Source organism: Streptomyces sp. NPDC047886 (assembly GCF_043204435.1).
Taxonomy (GTDB): domain Bacteria; phylum Actinomycetota; class Actinomycetes; order Streptomycetales; family Streptomycetaceae; genus Streptomyces.
In genome coordinates this window covers 962,954-980,340 of sequence record NZ_JBIDCF010000002.1, presented here as the reverse complement: position 1 = coordinate 980,340, position 17,387 = coordinate 962,954, and the positions used below count along the sequence as shown (strand labels likewise).

General features: G+C 73.6%; 11 protein-coding genes and 1 riboswitch. Of the genes, 6 read left to right on the top strand and 5 right to left on the bottom strand.

Translation table 11 applies throughout. The features are described from left to right. Nucleotides 1-146: 146 nt before the first annotated feature. Nucleotides 147-1,358, bottom strand: a complete 1,212-nt coding sequence (locus ACGF5U_RS10115; protein WP_392712027.1) for an NlpC/P60 family protein — start codon at nt 1,356-1,358, stop codon at nt 147-149. Then, a riboswitch (cyclic di-AMP (ydaO/yuaA leader) is annotated at nt 1,357-1,531 on the bottom strand. (Overlaps the previous gene by 2 nt.) Nucleotides 1,532-1,731: 200 nt before the next feature. Between ACGF5U_RS10115 and pcrA the strand changes: the two genes are divergently transcribed. Next, nucleotides 1,732-4,200: a DNA helicase PcrA gene (gene pcrA, locus ACGF5U_RS10110; RefSeq protein WP_392712029.1), complete on the top strand. Its 2,469-nt coding sequence runs from the start codon at nt 1,732-1,734 to the stop codon at nt 4,198-4,200. Between the two features lie 199 nt (nt 4,201-4,399). On the opposite strand, the gene ACGF5U_RS10105 is transcribed toward pcrA, so the two are convergent. Both ACGF5U_RS10105 and ACGF5U_RS10100 read right to left on the bottom strand, forming a co-directional pair. Further along, nucleotides 4,400-5,980 carry a M23 family metallopeptidase gene (locus ACGF5U_RS10105; RefSeq protein WP_392712030.1) on the bottom strand — a complete coding sequence of 527 codons (1,581 nt, stop codon included), beginning with the start codon at nt 5,978-5,980 and terminating at the stop codon, nt 4,400-4,402. 258 nt (nt 5,981-6,238) lie between these two features. Next, nucleotides 6,239-7,270 (bottom strand): esterase/lipase family protein, encoded by a 1,032-nt coding sequence (locus ACGF5U_RS10100; protein WP_392712032.1) that lies wholly within the window; start codon nt 7,268-7,270, stop codon nt 6,239-6,241. 346 nt (nt 7,271-7,616) lie between these two features. Here ACGF5U_RS10100 and ACGF5U_RS10095 point away from each other — a divergent pair, with 346 nt between their 5' ends. Then, on the top strand, nt 7,617-8,030 hold the full coding sequence (locus tag ACGF5U_RS10095; protein WP_392712034.1) for a cobalamin B12-binding domain-containing protein: 414 nt from the start codon (nt 7,617-7,619) through the stop codon (nt 8,028-8,030). Nucleotides 8,031-8,212: 182 nt separating this feature from the next. Here the strand turns inward: ACGF5U_RS10095 and ACGF5U_RS10090 are convergent, their stop codons facing one another. Together ACGF5U_RS10090 and ACGF5U_RS10085 are read right to left on the bottom strand one after the other, a co-directional pair. Then, complete coding sequence (locus ACGF5U_RS10090) at nt 8,213-10,123, bottom strand: DUF5691 domain-containing protein (protein ID WP_392712036.1); 1,911 nt, start codon at nt 10,121-10,123, stop codon at nt 8,213-8,215. A 122-nt stretch (nt 10,124-10,245) separates the two neighbouring features. Further along, entirely contained in the window at nt 10,246-11,634 is a 1,389-nt protein-coding gene (locus ACGF5U_RS10085) for an SWIM zinc finger family protein (RefSeq protein WP_392712037.1), read from the bottom strand. 133 nt (nt 11,635-11,767) lie between these two features. Here ACGF5U_RS10085 and ACGF5U_RS10080 point away from each other — a divergent pair, with 133 nt between their 5' ends. The 4 genes from ACGF5U_RS10080 to ACGF5U_RS10065 all read left to right on the top strand — a co-directional run bounded on the left by ACGF5U_RS10080 (nt 11,768) and on the right by ACGF5U_RS10065 (nt 17,303). Further along, nucleotides 11,768-12,187, top strand: coding sequence for an MmpS family transport accessory protein (locus tag ACGF5U_RS10080; RefSeq protein ID WP_392712039.1), 420 nt, complete (start codon nt 11,768-11,770; stop codon nt 12,185-12,187). 132 nt (nt 12,188-12,319) lie between these two features. Continuing rightward, nucleotides 12,320-13,432, top strand: a complete 1,113-nt coding sequence (locus ACGF5U_RS10075) for an AAA family ATPase (protein ID WP_392712041.1) — start codon at nt 12,320-12,322, stop codon at nt 13,430-13,432. Next, a complete protein-coding gene (locus ACGF5U_RS10070) occupies nt 13,429-16,125 on the top strand; it encodes a DUF5682 family protein (protein ID WP_392712043.1) in 2,697 nt (898 codons plus the stop codon). The genes ACGF5U_RS10075 and ACGF5U_RS10070 overlap by 4 nt, the downstream gene beginning before the upstream one ends. Continuing rightward, nucleotides 16,122-17,303 (top strand): VWA domain-containing protein, encoded by a 1,182-nt coding sequence (locus ACGF5U_RS10065; RefSeq protein ID WP_392712045.1) that lies wholly within the window; start codon nt 16,122-16,124, stop codon nt 17,301-17,303. Before ACGF5U_RS10070 ends, ACGF5U_RS10065 begins: the two co-directional genes overlap by 4 nt. The last annotated feature ends 84 nt before the right edge of the window (nt 17,304-17,387 follow it).

Here is a 17,387-nt window from a genome sequence, read left to right as displayed (position 1 = left end):
CGGCTCGGGCCCGGCGGTCGGGTCGGCCATCGGCCCGGCTCGGGCCCGGCGGTCAGGTCGGCGATCGGCCCGGCGGTCAACCCGCCCCGAGCCCGGCGGTCAACCCGCCCCGAGCCCGGTGGTCAACCCGCCCCCGCGCCCGGTGGTCAGGCCGGGCGGACGCTGCCGTAGATCGGCATGTAGTAGATCGACTCCTCGCGGACGTTCGTGCCCGGCTTCGGGGCGTGGATCATCCGGCCGCCGCCGATGTAGATGCCGACGTGGCTGATGTCGTCGTAGAAGAAGACCAGGTCACCGGGGAGCAGATCCTCCGTCGCGACCCGCTGGCCCACCTTCACCTGCTCCCACGTCGTACGCGGCAGCTCGACGCCCGCCGCCCGCCACGCCGCCTGGGTCAGCCCCGAGCAGTCGTACGAGCTCGGGCCGGTCGCCCCCCACACGTACGGCTTGCCGATCTGCGCCCGGGCGAAGGCGAGCACCTTCTCGGCCTTGGCGGCGTAGTCGCCGTCCGGCGCGACCGGCTGCCGCTCCTGCGCGTCCCCGTCCCCGGTCTGCTCCGGCGCCTGCTCCTGGGCCGCCGCGTCCGCCGCCTGCCGCCGCTGCTCCTCCTGACGCAGGCGCTCGGCCTCCGCCTCGGCGGCGGCCTTCTCCTCCGCCCGGCGGCGGGCCTCGGCCTCGCGGCGCCGCTCCAGCTCGGCCAGCCGGGCCTTCTCCTCGGCCGTCAGCCGGGACAGCAGCGTGCGGGCCTCGCCCAGCTTCCGCTGCACGGTCTCCTTGCTCTTCCGCAGGGCGGCCTGCGAGGCGGTGAGCGACTCCAGGCTCCGGGTGGCCTCGGCGCGCTTCTTCGACGCCTCGGCCTGCTGCCGCTCGAAGTCCGTGACCGCCTGGCGCTGCCGGTCGGTCAGCCGCTCCATCAGCTGCGTCTGGTCCACGTACGACTGGGGGCTGTCCGCGAAGATCAGCGCCGCCGTGGGGCTGAGCGTGCCGGAGCGGTACTGCGCGGCCGCGTACCCGCCCAGGGCGCGCCGCGAATCGTTCAGGGCGTCGGCGCGCCGGGCGACGCCGTCCAGCAGGCCGTCGACCTCGCGCCGCTGGCGGTCGGTGGCCTCCTTGGCCTTGTTGTACTGCTGGGTCGCCGTACCGGCCTGCCGGTACAGGTCGTCGACCTTGCGCTGGACCTCCTCGACCGACGGCTTGGCGTCGGCACCCGGGTCCGTGGGGGCGGCACCGGCGCTCTGCGTGGACAGCAGGGTCACCGAGGCGAGCGCCGCCGTCGTGAACCCGACGGCGGGGGAGTGCGAGCGGATCGTACGGGTCGTGCGGCTGCGCGGCTTGCGATGCGACGCCAAGGCCGGCATCTCCTTCCGTCGACGCCTACCGGGTTAGCTGTCGGGTTCGGGCGATACGGAAGGTGCCCTACGGCCGCGCCGCGCCTGCTCCGGCGGCGCGGGCCGATTCACCCCGGTGGTGCTCGGGTGGTTCCCCGGTTCCGGACAGCCTGAGGGCAGGCCGGATTCGGCGTGGGCAGCCCGACCGGCGTGGGTCGCCGCTGAGGGAACGGGCCGCTTGGGCGAGCACGCTAGCCAACCTGTGGCGGTGCTGTGAAGGATGATGTTCGATATGCCCGATACATTTCCGTGACCTTAGCGCCGGGTCGCCGTCGGGTGGCGCAGCGTGAGGCGTCCGGTTCCGGCCCGGGCTGTCGGTGGGGCCGCCTAGACTCGTTAAGCGATGAGCAGCCTCTTTGACGACAGCTTCCTGGCGGACCTCTCGAACCACGCTTCGGAGGAGCACCCGCCGCCACCCGAGGACGAGGGCCCGGCCGTGGACGAGATCCCGGACGACCTCTTCGGCGGGAAGTTCGACGTGCCTCCGGCCAGGGACGGGTACTACCGCGACGGCGCCGCACGGCCCGCCGTGGACCCCGCCGCGCTGCTGGAGGGGCTCAACGAACAGCAGCGGGCCGCCGTCGTGCACACCGGCACACCCCTGCTCATCGTGGCCGGCGCCGGTTCGGGCAAGACCCGGGTCCTGACGCACCGCATCGCCCACCTGCTGGGCACCCGGCACGTCCACCCCGGCCAGATACTGGCGATCACCTTCACCAACAAGGCCGCCGGCGAGATGAAGGAGCGCGTCGAGCAGCTCGTCGGCCCGCGCGCCAACGCGATGTGGGTCATGACGTTCCACAGCGCCTGCGTCCGCATCCTGCGCCGCGAGTCCAAGAAGCTCGGCTTCACCTCGTCGTTCTCGATCTACGACGCAGCCGACTCCAAGCGTCTGATGGCGCTGGTCTGCCGTGACCTGGACCTCGACCCGAAGCGGTATCCGCCGAAGTCCTTCAGCGCCAAGATCTCCAACCTGAAGAACGAGCTGATCGACGAGGAGACCTTCGCCGACCAGGCCGTCGACGGTTTCGAGAAGACGCTGGCCGAGGCGTACCGGATGTACCAGGCGCGGCTGCGCGAGGCCAACGCCCTGGACTTCGACGACATCATCATGACGACGGTGCACCTGCTCCAGGCGTTCCCGGACGTCGCCGAGCACTACCGCCGCCGCTTCCGGCACGTCCTGGTGGACGAGTACCAGGACACCAACCACGCGCAGTACACCCTCGTACGGGAGCTGGTCGGCACCGGCTACGAGGACCTGGACCCGGCCGAGCTGTGTGTCGTCGGCGACGCGGACCAGTCGATCTACGCCTTCCGCGGCGCGACCATCCGCAACATCCTCCAGTTCGAGGAGGACTACCCGGACGCGACGACGATCCTGCTGGAGCAGAACTACCGCTCCACCCAGACCATCCTGTCCGCGGCCAACGCCGTCATCGAGCGCAACGAGAGCCGCCGCCCCAAGAACTTGTGGACCAAGGCGGGGGCCGGCGCGCAGATCACCGGGTACGTCGCCGACACGGAGCACGACGAGGCCCAGTTCGTCGCGGACGAGATCGACCGGCTGACCGACGCGGGCGAGGCGAAGGCCGGAGACGTCGCCGTCTTCTACCGCACGAACGCCCAGTCCCGCGTCTTCGAAGAGATCTTCATCCGGGTCGGACTGCCCTACAAGGTCGTCGGCGGTGTCCGGTTCTACGAGCGCAAGGAGGTGCGCGACGTGCTCGCGTACCTGCGCGTGCTGGCCAACCCCGAGGACAACGTCCCGCTGCGCCGCATCCTCAACGTCCCCAAGCGCGGCATCGGCGACCGCGCCGAGGCGATGCTCGACGCCCTGGCACAGCGCGAGAAGATCACCTTCCCGCAGGCCCTGCGCCGCGTCGACGAGGCGTACGGCATGGCGGCCAGGTCCGCCAACGCGGTGAAGCGGTTCAACACGCTGATGGAGGAGCTGCGCACCATCGCCGAGTCCGGCGCGGGTCCGGCGGTCGTCCTGGAAGCCGTCCTGGAGCGGACCGGATACCTGGCGGAGCTCCAGGCGTCGACCGACCCCCAGGACGAGACCCGGATCGAGAACCTCCAGGAACTCGCCGCCGTCGCCCTCGAGTTCGAGCAGGAGCGGGGCGAGGGCGAGGGCGCCGGGACGCTCGCGGAGTTCCTGGAGCAGGTCGCCCTGGTCGCCGACTCCGACCAGATCCCCGACGAGGACGAAGAGGGCTCCGGCGTCATCACGCTGATGACCCTGCACACCGCCAAGGGGCTGGAGTTCCCGGTGGTGTTCCTCACGGGCATGGAGGACGGTGTCTTCCCGCACATGCGCGCCCTGGGGCAGACCAAGGAGCTGGAGGAGGAGCGGCGCCTGGCGTACGTGGGTATCACGCGCGCCCGCGAGCGGCTCTACCTGACCCGCTCGGCGATGCGCAGCGCATGGGGCCAGCCCGCCTACAATCCGCCGTCGCGGTTCCTGGAGGAGATCCCCGGCCGGCATCTGGAGTGGAAGCGTACGGGTCCGATGGCCGCCCCGGCCGGTCCTACGTCCGGCATCGCGTCGTCGCTGTCCTCGTCGCTGTCGTCCCGCTCCCGGTCGCGCTCCGGCCAGGGAGGCCCCGCGGGCTTCGCGACCCGGCGTACGACGGACAAGCCGGTGATCTCGCTGGCCGTCGGGGACCGCGTGACGCACGACCAGTTCGGTCTGGGAACCGTCATGGCCGTGACCGGGGCCGGTGCGGACGCCCAGGCGACGATCGACTTCGGGGACGAGAAGCCGAAGCGACTGCTGCTGCGGTACGCGCCGGTGGAGAAGCTGTAGCCGTGCCGTACGGTGCCGTGCGGCCGCCGGGCACGGGCGCTCGGTGGCCGGCCCGGTCACCCGGCCGGTGGTGGCGGCCGGTCGCTCGGGCGGTCGCGTGACCGGTGTTGGCGGGCGGTCGCGTGACCGGTGTTGGCGGGCGGTCGCGTGACCGGTGCTCGGGCGGTCGCGTGACCGGTTGCTCGGGCGGCGGGCCGGGTTACTTCGTGGGGTCGAGGTCGTGGCTGCGCAGCCACGGCAGCGGGTCGATCGCCGCACCGCCGCCGGGACGTACCTCGAAGTGCAGATGCGGGCCGGTGGAATTGCCGGAGTTGCCCGAGTAGGCGATCACATCGCCGGCCTTGACCTCACCGGAGCGGATCTTCGTGCTGCTCAGATGGCAGTACCAGGTCTCGGTGCCGTCCTTGGCGGTCACGATGGCCATGTTGCCGTAGGCGCTGTTCCACTGGGTGCGGACGGTGCCGTCGGTCGCCGCCATCACCGGAGTCCCGTACTGGACGGGGAAGTCGATGCCGGTGTGCAGCGACATCCAGTTGACGCCTGCCTGGCCGTAGTAGGCGCTCAGCTGCTGCAGCTTCACCGGCAGGGCGAACTTGGGGCGCAGCGCCTCCTTGCGGGCGGCCTCCGCCTCGCGCTTCTTCCGCTCGGCCTCCTGGCGCGCCTTGAGGTCCAGGCGTTCCTGCGTGCGGCTCGCGCGGTCGCCGAAGTCGCGGGCGTCGGCGCTGAGCGCGGCGAGCTGGGTGTCCAGCGCGCTGTTGGCCGCGATCGGCTTCACGGAGGACGGGTCCGCGGCGGTCACCGCCTTGCCGTCGTCCTTCTGCTCGCCGTCGGTCAGACCGCTCACGGAGGCGGCGGCGATACCGGCGACGCCCATCACGCAGGCGGACGGCACGGCGACGGTCAGCAGGGCGGAACGCTTCGCCGGGGTACGGCGACGGCCCCGGCTGCCACCGGCGCGGCGGACCGGGCGGGGTGTGACGGGGGCCGGGGCGCTCTGCGCGGTCTGTACGAGCGGTTCGGAGTCGGGTGCGTCGGTGTCGTCGCCGGTGTGGAGGTCGCCCTCGGCGTGGCCCTCCACGGGGGTCCCGTGCTCGGTCTCCGCTGCGGCGTCGGACGCGAAGTGCGCGTCGAAGCCCGGGTCGAAGCCGGGGTCGAACTCCTGCGTGGCGTCGGGCGCGAACTCCTCCGGCGCGGGAGCGTATTCCGGCTGGGCGGCCGAGGTGGCGTCCGCGGTGTGCGGGGTCTGGGTGGCGTGTGCTGCCTCCGCGGCCGCGTAGTCGTACTGCTGGGGGACGTACGTCTCCGTCGTGCCCGTGTAGTTCCAGGCCGTGGCGTCGTACGCGCCGCTGTCATAACCGGCCGTGTTCCACTGCCCGGTCGTGGTCGTGGTCGTGGTCGCGGTCGTGTCGTACGAGGTCGGGGTGAACTGGGCGGTCGGCTGCGCCGCGTTGGCCTCGTGGGCCTGGTTCCAGGCGGAGGCGTCCCACTGCCCGGTGTACTCGGAGTACTCGACGTGGCCGGTGGTGTCCCACTGCTGCGTACCGCTGTACTGCCCGGTATGGCCCGCGTCGTAGCCGTCCGGCAGGGTGCCGAAGAGGGGGTCGGTCGCGAAGTGACCGGTGTCGTAACCGCCGGTGCTCGTGGCGTAACCGCTGGTCGTGGCGCTGGTGGTGAAGCTGCCGGTGTCGTAGGCGCCCGTCTCGAAACCGGAGGTCTCGAAGCTGCCCGTGGTGTACGCGTCGCCTCCGACGTACCCGGCGTGGGGGTGCTGGTCGTTCACCAACTTCTCTCTCGCCTCGGCAGCAGGACCAGTTCTGAGGAGCCCCGCGAACGGGAATCCCAGAGGGAAAGCAGTGGGCGCGACTGTACCCGGCGGTATGCGCGAGCGACAATCTTCCCCGGGTTTTGGACCCCGGTGAAAGGGGCATTCGGCCGCCTTTCGGCGGAGCGCACACAGAGCCTTGGCGGTACGTTCGAAACCTGTTCGAGAAATGGCGGGTGTGGAGGCGCCCGCAGGCCGGGCTCAGTCGGGAGTTGCTCAGGCGACCGACGCGGAACCGCCCGCTCCCTCGGCCTCCCCGCCGGACTCGAGGGCCTCCCGGATCGCGGCGACGACCGCCGGATGGACGGGGAGGGCGAGATGGCCGATCCCGCTCACCCGTACGTTCCTGGCGATCAGGTCGGGATGCGACACGCGGGCCGTCTCGACCGGGACCATGATCTGGTCGAGTTCGCTCCAGAAGCCCACGAAGCGGGTCCTGCATCCCGGTGCCGGTTCGCTCAGCTCGCGCAGTACCGACGACCCCGGCCGCATCTGCCGTACGAGCGGATGGATCCCGGCCGGCGGCGCCACGGCCGTACCGGAATGCGGTGTGCCGAGCGTGACCAGGACGCGCACGCGCCGGTCGCCGCCCAGTCGCTGTACGTAGTAGCGGGCGATCAGCCCGCCCAGACTGTGGCCCACGATGTCGACCTCCGCGTGACCCGTGCGGGCGCACAGCTCCTCGACACGGCGGCCCAGCAGCTCGGCGGCGGCGCGTATGTCGCAGGTCAGGGGCGAGTAGTTGAGCGCCTCCAGGCGGCGTCGGCCCTGGCGGGCGAGTGATCGGCGCAGCAGGACGAAGACGGAACGGTTGTCGATGAACCCGTGCAGCAGCACGACCGGCGGCTCGGTACGCCCGACGGACACGGCGGGGGCGGGGGCGGGGGTGGAGGTGCGGTGTGCGGTGGGGCCGGGCGCGGGCGCCGTCCTGCGCTCGGGGACCAGGCCCGTGGGGTACAGGAAGACGTGGCCGGTGAGGATCGCGAGCTCCAGGACACCGGCCTTGAGCAGGGCGGCCGACGGCAGCCCGAGCGACGGCAGCGCGACCGATGGCAGCGCGATGGACGGCAGCGCGATCGACCGCAGCACGACCGACGGTAAGGAGAGCAGCGGGAGGAGGGGGAGCGCCCGTGCGACTCCCGACCTCCCGACCAGGGACTCAAGGATCCCCGACGGGCTGATCCGCGAGGGGATGATCCGGGACGCGCTGATCCGCGAGGGGATGATCCGGGACGCCGGGCCCTTCATCGCAGGATCTCCATGGCCGACCTCCCGAATGGAACGGCACACGGAGGGCAGCTCTGTCCCCCGTGTGCCCTCATGGATGCCGGTCGGAGGGGTGGCGTGGGGATGCACCGCCGTGCCGCGCGGCTGGCGGCACGGTGGTACGGCGACCTCTTCGCGGCTCCTGTCGCTGTCGTACCGCCTGCGGCCATTGGGCCCCTTGATGCGGGTACGACGCCTCTGGTGAACATGTCCCACGTGTGATTTCCCCCTCCCTGCCCACCGTGAAACGGCCGGTTGCGGGATGCTGGCGATAACGTTCGTTCACCTCCCCGGCCATCAGGCGCGGGGGACGCATGTGGAGGCAGTGATGGGTGTGACCGGTCCGATCCGCGTGGTGGTGGCCAAGCCGGGTCTCGACGGCCACGATCGCGGCGCGAAGGTGATCGCGCGAGCGCTGCGCGACGCCGGCATGGAGGTCATCTACACCGGGCTGCACCAGACACCGGAGCAGATCGTGGACACCGCGATCCAGGAGGACGCGGACGCGATCGGCCTGTCGATCCTGTCGGGCGCGCACAACACGCTCTTCGTGAAGGTGCTGGAACTGCTCAAGGAGCGCGACGCGGAGGACATCAAGGTCTTCGGCGGCGGCATCATCCCCGAGGCGGACATCGCGCCGCTGAAGGAGAAGGGCGTCGCGGAGATCTTCACGCCGGGCGCGACGACCGCGTCCATCGTGGACTGGGTCAACGCGAACGTCCGCGAGGCCGCCGGCGCCTGACGCCCGCTGCCCGCAGGCCACCCCCGGAGCGTCGACGCACCGGGGGGCGCCCCGCGTGCCTCCGGCGCGCCCGCACCGGTGCGTCCCCGCGCGCGTGCTGCCGGCGCGCGCGTGTGCCGGCGCGCGCGTCCGGCGGGCGCCGCCGCCCGTACGCCACGGGCTGCCGAGCGGCGGCGGGCGTGTCAGGCATCCTCGGCCGCCCCGCCCGCCCCGCCCGCCCCGCCCGCCCCGCCCGCCAGCTCCTGGCGTATCGCCGCGCGGAGACGGAGCGTGGCGACAAGTCGCCGGAACGCCTCCGACCAGTACCCTCCCGCTCCCGGCGACGCGCCTTCGGGCTCGTCGGTCACCGCCGTGAGGACCTCCAGCCGGTCCGCCTCGCCGGGATCCAGGCACCGCTCCGCCAGCCCCATCACCCCGCTGAAACTCCACGGATAGCTGCCCGCGTCGCGGGCGATGTCGAGCGCGTCGACCACCGCGCGTCCGAGCGGGCCGGCCCAGGGCACCGCGCAGACTCCCAGCAGCTGGAACGCCTCCGACAGTCCGTGCGCGGCGATGAACGCGGCCACCCAGTCGGCGCGCTCGTCGGCGGGCAGCACCGACAGCAGCTGTGACCGCTCGGCCGGTGACGACGTGCCGGGGCCGCTCGCCGGGGGCGCCGCGGCGGGGCCGAGCAGGGCGCGGGACCACGCGGCGTCCCGCTGACGCACCGAGGCCCGGCACCAGGCGGCGTGCAGCTCGCCCTGCCAGTCGTCGGCGACCTGCAGCGCGACGATCTCCGCCGGGCCGCGTCCGCCGAGGCGCTCAGGCCACAGGGAGAGCGGGGCCGACTCCACGAGCTGGGCGAGCCACCAGGACCGTTCGCCGCGACCCGACGGCGGCTGCGGCACGACTCCGTCGCGCTGCATGCCGGTGTCGCACTCGTGCGGCGCCTCCACGACGACGGCGGGGCCGTCCCCCGTACGGTCCAGGCTCACGCAAGACGCCGCCCGGTCCGCCATACGGCCCGCGAACGCCGACCGGGGGAGTGCGGAGAGGAGCTCTGCGGCGGTCGAGCGGACGTTACGGCTGCGGTCGGACAGGGCCTGTTCCAGGAAGGGCTCGTCGTGGTCGGAGAGCCCGGCCCGCAGCGAGTCCAGGAACATCAGCCGGTCCTCGGCCCGCTCGGTGGACCAGGTCGACGCCAGCAGCTCCCGCGCGGCGCCCGGATCGTGCGCGCGTACGGCGCCGAGCAGCGCGACCCGCTCCGCGAACAGGCCCTCCTCCCACAGACGCCGCACCGCCGCCGGGTCGTCGGGCGAGGGCAGCGCCGTACCGCCGGGCGCCCCGCGCAGGGCGAACCGCCACTCCGGGTTGAGCCCGGCCAGCCACAGGGCGCGCGGCCCGGCGAAGGCCAGCGCCTGCGGCCGCAGGTCGGTGCGGGCCCGAGCGGCGTCCAGCAGCGCGGGCACGGCCGCCGCCGGGGCCCGGTAGCCGTGCTCGTTGGCCGCGGCCAGCCACTGCGGCAGCAGCTCCGTGAGGTCGGGTGCCGCACCGCGCCTGCCGCCGCCCTGTGCCGGACCCGAACGGCCGGCGAGCAGCTGGGTGAGCCGCCGCGCGGCCGGCTCCGGGAGCGGCGGCCTGGGGTCGTGCGGCGCGGGCTCGGGCCGGGTGGCGGCCCGCGCGGGCAGCAGGCCCGCACGGCGCCGCACGGTGTGCAGCGCGGCCGCGTCGAGCAGCGCGACGGGAGCGTCCTTGCCCGGGTCGCCCGGGTCGCCCGGAGCGCCCAGGCCGCCCGGTTTGCGCGGGTCGCCGGGGTCGCTCACGCCACCCGGGCCGCTCTGGTCGCCCGGAGCGTCAAGGCTGTCCAGGCCGCCCGGAGCGTCAGGTGCGGTCGGGCCGACCGGCACTGCGGCGCCGCCCGGGTCGCCGGAGGTTCCGGGCGTGGCGGCGGTCGCGCGGGTGCGGAGCGGGCCCTGGGAGTGCGGGATGGTCGGCGTGTCCCGGGTGTCGGCTGTGCCGAGCGGGGTCAGAGCCGTCACGTGTCGTGCCGGGGGGCGCCGGTCGGTGCCGAGCAGCGCCGAGGTGACGAGTTCTTCCCATGCCGTGGTGGTCATCGGGGCCTCCGTACGTTCGGGTCTGGACCGTCGGGTAAGGAACCGTCGGGTCGGCGGGACCGTCGGGTCGGACCGTCGGGTAAGGAACCGTCGGGTCGGCGGGACCGTCGGGTCGGGGACCGTCAGGTCAGCGGGACCGTCTCGGACGTGTCCGGTGACCACACGGCGAGCGGGGTGAACCCGCGGTGCCCGCACTCGCCGAAGACGGTGACGGGGGCGCCGCCGGACACCGAGGCCAGCCGCCACAGGCCCGGTCGGTTCAGCGCGGTGTGCGTGACCGGCAGCGCCGCGTCGCCGTCCGCGTCCGCCAGCTGCCAGCCGGTCTGCGCGGGCACGGGGACGACGCCGGTCAGTGTCACCGGCCAGGAGTCCAGCCAGGGGTCGTCGCGGAGCGCCAGTCCGTACGCCGTGAGCGCGTCCCCGACCGTCCCGCCGGGTGGCGGCGCGTCGATCGGCACCGGCTGCGAGAACCGGTCCCCGAGCTCGGCCCGCAACCGGCCCCCACCCGGGTGCGGGGTGACCTCCGCGTCGATGGCGGCGCCCACGGGGAGGGCCAGTTCGGGCGCGCGGCCGCCGGCCCCGAAGGACAGCAGCAGGGCCGTGCGGCCACTCGCCCGCCCGTACAGCCAGACGCGGCGCGTGGTCAGCTTGCCGTCGGACGTGTCGTACTGCGCGAGGACGAGCCACTGATCCCGTATCGCCGGACCGGCGGCCGACGAGGGCAGCCCCACCCGGGTCCTTACCGTCGCCGCCAGTGGCTCCGGCAGCCGCTCGACGCCCAGCCACGCCGTGCCGAGCAGATGGGTCAGCGCGCTCTCCTCCAGCAGCCGTACCGGCCAGCCGGGACCCGACCCCGGTATCGCGCCCAGCTCCCGGACCCGTCCCGCGAGCCCGGGCGCCTGCGCGTCGACCATGCGCCGCGCGGTCTCCTCCCACCATCCGTACCCCGCCTGTCCGGCGGAGGCGAGGCCGTCGCGCAGCAGATCCGCGAGGCGCTGCTCCAGCTCCGCGGCTCCCGAGGTGATCCTCGCGGCACGCCGCTCCGCCCTGCGGCGCGCGGCCTCCGGGTCGGCGGACCCGCCTCCCGCTCCGGCCGCCGCGTCCTCTCTCCGCTTCTCCGCGCGGCTCCGCCGGCCCGCGAGCCACTTCTCCGCCCACTCCGGCGGCGCGCCGGCGTCCTCCGGCACGGCGTCCGCACCGGCGGCCCAGAGCAGCAGCAGGCCGAGCGCGTGCTTGCACGGGAACTTCCGGCTGGGACAACTGCACTGGTACGCGGGTCCCGTGGTGTCGACCACCGTCCGGTAGGGCGTCCTGCCGCTGCCCTTGCACAAGCCCCATACGGTGCCGTCCCCGGCACCGCTTCCCGTCTCGGACCACGGTCCCGCCGTGCCCAGCTTGCCTCCCGCCCTGCGTGAGGCGTCGTCAGGCGCCAGTGCCAGCACCTGCTCCGCCGTCCAGCGCACCCCTCGGTTCGAGGAGATCCGGGGCGCTCCCCCATCAGATCGCAGCATGGGAACGACCGTACGACCCACCACTGACAATCCACCCCGACCTGCGGATCGGCAGCCGGACAACGCTGTTGACCTCCCCCACCCCGTGCGGTTGTCTGCGCCTGACACATCCGAAGCACCGGGGGGAACCCGCATGAACCGCATGACCCGATCCGTCGTCTCCGCACTCGCCGCCGGAGGTCTCGCCCTCGGCCTCGGCGCCTGCTCGGTCACCGAGGAGGCGGCCAAGGGGGTCGACAAGGCCATGAACGAGACGTACCAGGTGACGTACGAGGTGACCGGGAAGAGCGTGGACTCGATCACCTACAACGGCGGCCAGGGCGACGCCATGAACCCGAAGCTCGAAACGGTCGAGAAGCCGACACTGCCGTGGACGAAGACCGTCACGCTGCGCGGTATCGAGGCGCCCGCCGTCACGCCCATCGCCCTCGACGCCGGCGGTGCCGACGTCACCTGCAAGATCACGCACGAGGGCAAGGTGATCAAGGAGGCGTCCGGCCAGGGCGTCGCCGCGGCCGGCGGCTGCGTCGCGGTCTCCCCGCTGGCCGGCTGACCCACCGCCAACCCGCCCCGACAATCGGCCGTTTCTGCCATCTGACCTGCGGAGACGACCGATTGTCAGTGGCGTGGTGCACGGTTGATCCCACACCCGGTCGAACGAGTCGATCGATCTGGAGGGGGATCCATGACCGTGCCCGAAACCACCGCGACCCGGCCCGCCGAAGCGCTGCGACCGCATGCCGAGGACGCCTTCGCCGACGAGCTGAGGGCACTCGCCGCGGCCGACGACCGGCCCCGCCCCGAGCGCTGGCGGCTGTCGCCGTGGGCCGTCGCCACCTACCTGCTCGGCGGCACCCTGCCCGACGGCACCGTGATCACACCGAAGTACGTGGGACCGCGCCGCATCGTCGAGGTCGCCGTCACCACGCTCGCCACCGACCGCGCCCTGCTGCTCCTCGGCGTTCCCGGCACCGCCAAGACCTGGGTGTCCGAGCACCTCGCCGCCGCCGTCAGCGGCGACTCCACGCTGCTCGTACAGGGCACCGCGGGCACACCCGAGGAAGCGATCCGGTACGGCTGGAACTACGCCCGGCTCCTGGCAGACGGCCCCAGCCGGGACGCCCTGGTGCCCAGCCCCGTCATGCGCGCCATGGCCGACGGCATGACCGCCCGCGTCGAAGAGCTGACCCGTATCCCCGCCGACGTGCAGGACACCCTGATCACGATCCTGTCGGAGAAGACCCTGCCCATCCCGGAACTCGGCCAGGAGGTCCAGGCCGTACGGGGCTTCAACCTGATCGCCACCGCCAACGACCGCGACCGGGGCGTCAACGACCTGTCCAGCGCCCTGCGCCGGCGCTTCAACACCGTCGTGCTGCCGCTGCCCGCGACACCCGAGGCCGAGGTCGACATCGTCTCCCGGCGCGTCGAGCAGACCGGCCGCTCCCTCGACCTGCCGGCCGTCCCCGAGGGCATGGACGAGATCCGCCGTGTCGTCACCGTCTTCCGCGAGCTGCGCGACGGCGTCACCACCGACGGCCGCACCAAGCTCAAGTCGCCCTCCGGCACACTCTCCACGGCCGAGGCCATCTCGGTGGTCACCAACGGCCTCGCTCTCGCCGCGCACTTCGGCGACGGGGTCCTTCGCCCCGGCGACGTCGCCGCCGGCATCCTGGGCGCGGTCGTCCGCGACCCGGCCGCCGACCGGGTCGTCTGGCAGGAGTACCTGGAGACCGTCGTCCGGGAGCGGGACGGCTGGAAGGACTTCTACCGCGCCTGCCGCGAGGTGACGGTATGACGGGACCGCTGCTCCTGGGCGTACGGCACCACGGGCCGGGCTCCGCACGCGCGGTGCGTGCCGCACTCGACGCGACACGGCCACGTGCCGTCCTCGTCGAGGGCCCGCCCGAGGGCGACGCGCTGCTGCCGCTCGCCGCCGACGAGGGCATGCGGCCCCCGGTCGCGCTGCTCGCCCACGCCACGGGCGACCCCGGCAGGGCCGCGTTCTGGCCGCTGGCCGAGTTCTCGCCGGAGTGGGTCGCGATCCGCTGGGCGCTCGACCACGGCGCGGCCGTGCGCTTCATCGACCTGCCCGCCGCCCACTCCCTCGCCATGGCCGCCGACCCCACCTGGGGCGACGAGGACGAGGGCGAGGCGGACGGGATCACCGGGGACACGGGCGCGGGCACGGAGCACGGACTGCGCCTCGACCCCCTCGCGGTCCTCGCCCAGACCGCGGGCTACGACGACCCGGAGCGCTGGTGGGAGGACGTGGTCGAACACCGCGCCGCCGGCCGCGCCTCCGCCCCCGGGCGCTCCTCCGCAGACGCCACCGACCGTTCCGACGCCGCCCTCGGCGCCACCGACCGTCACGACGCCGGCGCCACCGACCGTTCCGACGCCGCCCCCGGCGCCACCGACCGTCACGACGCTGACGCCACCGACCGTTCCGACGCCGGCGCCGATGCCACCGACCGTCACGACGCCGACGCCCACGCTGACGGCGCACCCGCCTCCGCCGGTCCCGCCCCCCACACCTGCGCCGGTTCCACCACCGACACCTCCACCGGTTCCACCACCGACGCCTCGGCCTCTTCCGCCACCGACCCCTCGGCCGGTTCCTCCGCCGGTGCGTCCGGGGGCGGGGGAACCGACCCCGTCGCGCCGTTCACCGCGCTCGCCGAGGCCATGACCGCCCTCCGCGAGGCGTACGGCCACGGCGGTCACGACCGTGACCTGATCCGCGAGGCTTATATGCGCCTCCAGCTCCGCGCGGCCAGGAAGGAGCACGGCGACGCGGTGGCCGTCGTCTGCGGCGCCTGGCACGTGCCCGCCCTGCGCGCCACCCCGACCGTCGCCGCCGACCGTGCCCTCCTCAAGGGCCTGCCCAAGGTCAAGGCGGAGACGACCTGGGTGCCATGGACGCACCGCAGACTGGCACGGCGCAGCGGCTACGGCGCCGGCATCACCTCACCCGGCTGGTACGGACACCTGTTCACCGCCCCCGACCGGCCCGTCGAACGCTGGATGACCAAGGTCGCGGGGCTCCTCCGCGACGAGGACCGGATGGTCTCCTCCGCCCATGTCATCGAGGCCGTACGGCTCGCCGGGACGCTCGCCGCGATGCGCGGCCGCCCGCTCCCCGGGCTGGGCGAGACGACCGACGCCGTACGGGCCGTGATGTGCGACGGCTCCGACGTGCCGCTCGCGCTCATCCACGACCGGCTCGTCATCGGCGACGTCATCGGCGAGGTGCCGCCTGACGCCCCGGCCGTACCGCTCCAGCGCGACCTGGACCGCACCCAGCGCACCCTGCGCCTCAAACCCGAGGCCCACACCCGCGAACTCGACCTCGACCTGCGCAAGGACACCGACGCCGCCCGCAGCAGACTCCTCCACCGGCTGCGCCTGCTGGGCGTCGACTGGGGCGAGCCCGTCACGGCGCGCGGCGGCAGCACCGGCACGTTCCGCGAGAGCTGGCGGCTGCGCTGGGAGCCGGAGTTGCACGTCGGGATCGCCGAAGCCGGCGCCTGGGGCACCACGGTCCTCACCGCCGCCACCGCCCGCGCCCAGGATCTCGCCGCCGCCGCCGCCACCCTGTCCGACATCACCGCACTCGCCGAACGGTGCCTGCTGGCCGACCTGCCCGAGGCGCTGCCCGTCGTGATGAAGGCCCTCGCCGACCGTGCCGCCCTGGACGCGGACGTCGGCCACCTCGCCGAAGCCCTGCCGGCCCTCGCCCGCTCCCTGCGCTACGGCGACGTGCGCGCCACCGACACAGCCGCCCTCGCCGACGTCGCCACCGGGCTGGCGCTGCGCGTCTTCGTCGGCCTGCCGCCCGCCTGCGCCGGACTCGACGCGGACGGTGCCGCCGCGATGCGCCGCCACCTCGACGGCGTCCACACCGCGCTGCGGCTCCTACCCGACCACGAGGAACTCACCGGACGCTGGGGCGCCGTGCTCGACCGGCTCACCGCGCGGGACGGCATACCCGGCGTCCTGCGCGGGCGGTCCGCCCGGCTCCTCCTGGACGACGGGCGGCTCGCCACGGACGACGCCGCCCGGCTCATGGGCCTCGCCCTGTCGCCCGGCACGGTACCCGCCGACGCCGCCGCCTGGATCGAGGGGTTCGTCGGCGGCGCTCCCGGGGGCGCCCGCGACCCCGCCGGCGGACTGCTCCTGGTCCACGACGAGCGGCTCCTCGGCCTGGTCGACGCCTGGCTGTCCGGGGTGTCCGCCGAGGCGTTCACCGATGTCCTGCCGCTCCTTCGCCGCACCTTCTCGGCGTACGAACCGGGCGTCCGCCGGACGCTGGGCGAGCTTGTCAGGCGAGGCCCGGGCAGCGCGGGCACGGCGGCGCCCGACGCTGGCACGCCCGGCTTCGGCGCAGGGCTGGACACGGCCCGCGCGGACGCCGTCGTGCCCCTGGTGAGGCTGCTGCTCGGCGCCGGAACGACCGACGACAACGACCTGGTGGAGGTGGGCCGATGAGTACGGACGAGCGACTGCGGCGCTGGCGCATGGTGCTCGGCGGAGGCGCCGCCGACGGCACCGGACACCCGCTCACCGGCACCGACGCGGCGATGGACGGCACCCTCGCCGCGCTGTACGGGGACGACGGCCCACAGGGCCCGGGTGCGGGCGGCAGCGGCGGCCGGCGGCAGGGCGGCGGCGGCCGCTCGGCCGGACTAGGAGGGTCGGCGCCGTCCGTCGCCCGCTGGCTCGGCGACATCCGTACGTACTTCCCCAGCTCCGTCGTCCAGGTCATGCAGCGCGACGCGATCGACCGGCTCGGCCTGTCGGCGCTCCTGCTGGAACCCGAGGTGCTGGAGGCCGTCGAGGCCGACGTCCACCTCGTCGGCACCCTCCTGTCGCTGAACAAGGCGATGCCGGAGACCACCAGGGAAACGGCACGAGCCGTCGTCCGCAAGGTCGTCGACGACCTGGAGAAGCGGCTCGCCACCCGCACGCGGGCCACCCTCACCGGCGCCCTCGACCGCAGCGCCCGGATCAGCCGGCCGCGCCACCGGGACGTCGACTGGGACCGCACGATCCGGGCGAACCTGAAGAACTACCTCCCCGAGTACCGCACCGTCGTGCCCGAGCGGCTCATCGGCTACGGGCGCGCCGCGCAGTCCGTGAAGAAGGAGGTCGTGCTCTGCATCGACCAGTCCGGATCGATGGCCGCGTCGGTGGTGTACGCCTCGGTGTTCGGAGCCGTCCTGGCGTCCATGCGGTCCATCTCCACGCGCCTGGTGGTCTTCGACACCGCCGTGGTGGACCTCACCGACCAACTGGACGACCCCGTCGACGTGCTGTTCGGCACCCGGCTCGGCGGCGGCACCGACATCAACCGTGCCCTGGCGTACTGCCAGTCGCAGATCACCCGCCCCGCCGACACCGTCGTCGTCCTCATCAGCGACCTCTACGAGGGCGGCATACGGGACGAGATGCTCAAGCGCGTGGCGGCGATGAAGGCGTCGGGTGTGCAGTTCGTCGCCCTGCTGGCGCTCTCCGACGAAGGGGCCCCCGCCTACGACCGGGAACACGCCGCCGCGCTCGCCGCCCTCGGCGCACCCGCGTTCGCCTGCACTCCCGACCTCTTCCCGGAGGTGATGGCCGCGGCGATCGAGAAACGGCCGCTCCCCGTCCCGGCGGAGCAGATGTGACGCTTTATCCGGTGAGGAGGCCGGTAGCACCCATTCCGGACATGGTGACCCATCGGTAACACGGGACTTGCGTGCACCCCCGAG

Coding starts and splice junctions, on each gene's coding strand:
- ACGF5U_RS10080 (WP_392712039.1), top strand. CDS start 11,768: ATGAACCGCATGACCCGATCCGTCGTCTCCGCACTCGCCGCCGGAGGT.
- ACGF5U_RS10090 (WP_392712036.1), bottom strand. CDS start 10,123: ATGACCACCACGGCATGGGAAGAACTCGTCACCTCGGCGCTGCTCGGC.
- ACGF5U_RS10065 (WP_392712045.1), top strand. CDS start 16,122: ATGAGTACGGACGAGCGACTGCGGCGCTGGCGCATGGTGCTCGGCGGA.
- ACGF5U_RS10115 (WP_392712027.1), bottom strand. CDS start 1,358: ATGCCGGCCTTGGCGTCGCATCGCAAGCCGCGCAGCCGCACGACCCGT.
- ACGF5U_RS10075 (WP_392712041.1), top strand. CDS start 12,320: ATGACCGTGCCCGAAACCACCGCGACCCGGCCCGCCGAAGCGCTGCGA.
- ACGF5U_RS10100 (WP_392712032.1), bottom strand. CDS start 7,270: ATGAAGGGCCCGGCGTCCCGGATCATCCCCTCGCGGATCAGCGCGTCC.
- ACGF5U_RS10085 (WP_392712037.1), bottom strand. CDS start 11,634: ATGCTGCGATCTGATGGGGGAGCGCCCCGGATCTCCTCGAACCGAGGG.
- ACGF5U_RS10095 (WP_392712034.1), top strand. CDS start 7,617: ATGGGTGTGACCGGTCCGATCCGCGTGGTGGTGGCCAAGCCGGGTCTC.
- pcrA (WP_392712029.1), top strand. CDS start 1,732: ATGAGCAGCCTCTTTGACGACAGCTTCCTGGCGGACCTCTCGAACCAC.
- ACGF5U_RS10070 (WP_392712043.1), top strand. CDS start 13,429: ATGACGGGACCGCTGCTCCTGGGCGTACGGCACCACGGGCCGGGCTCC.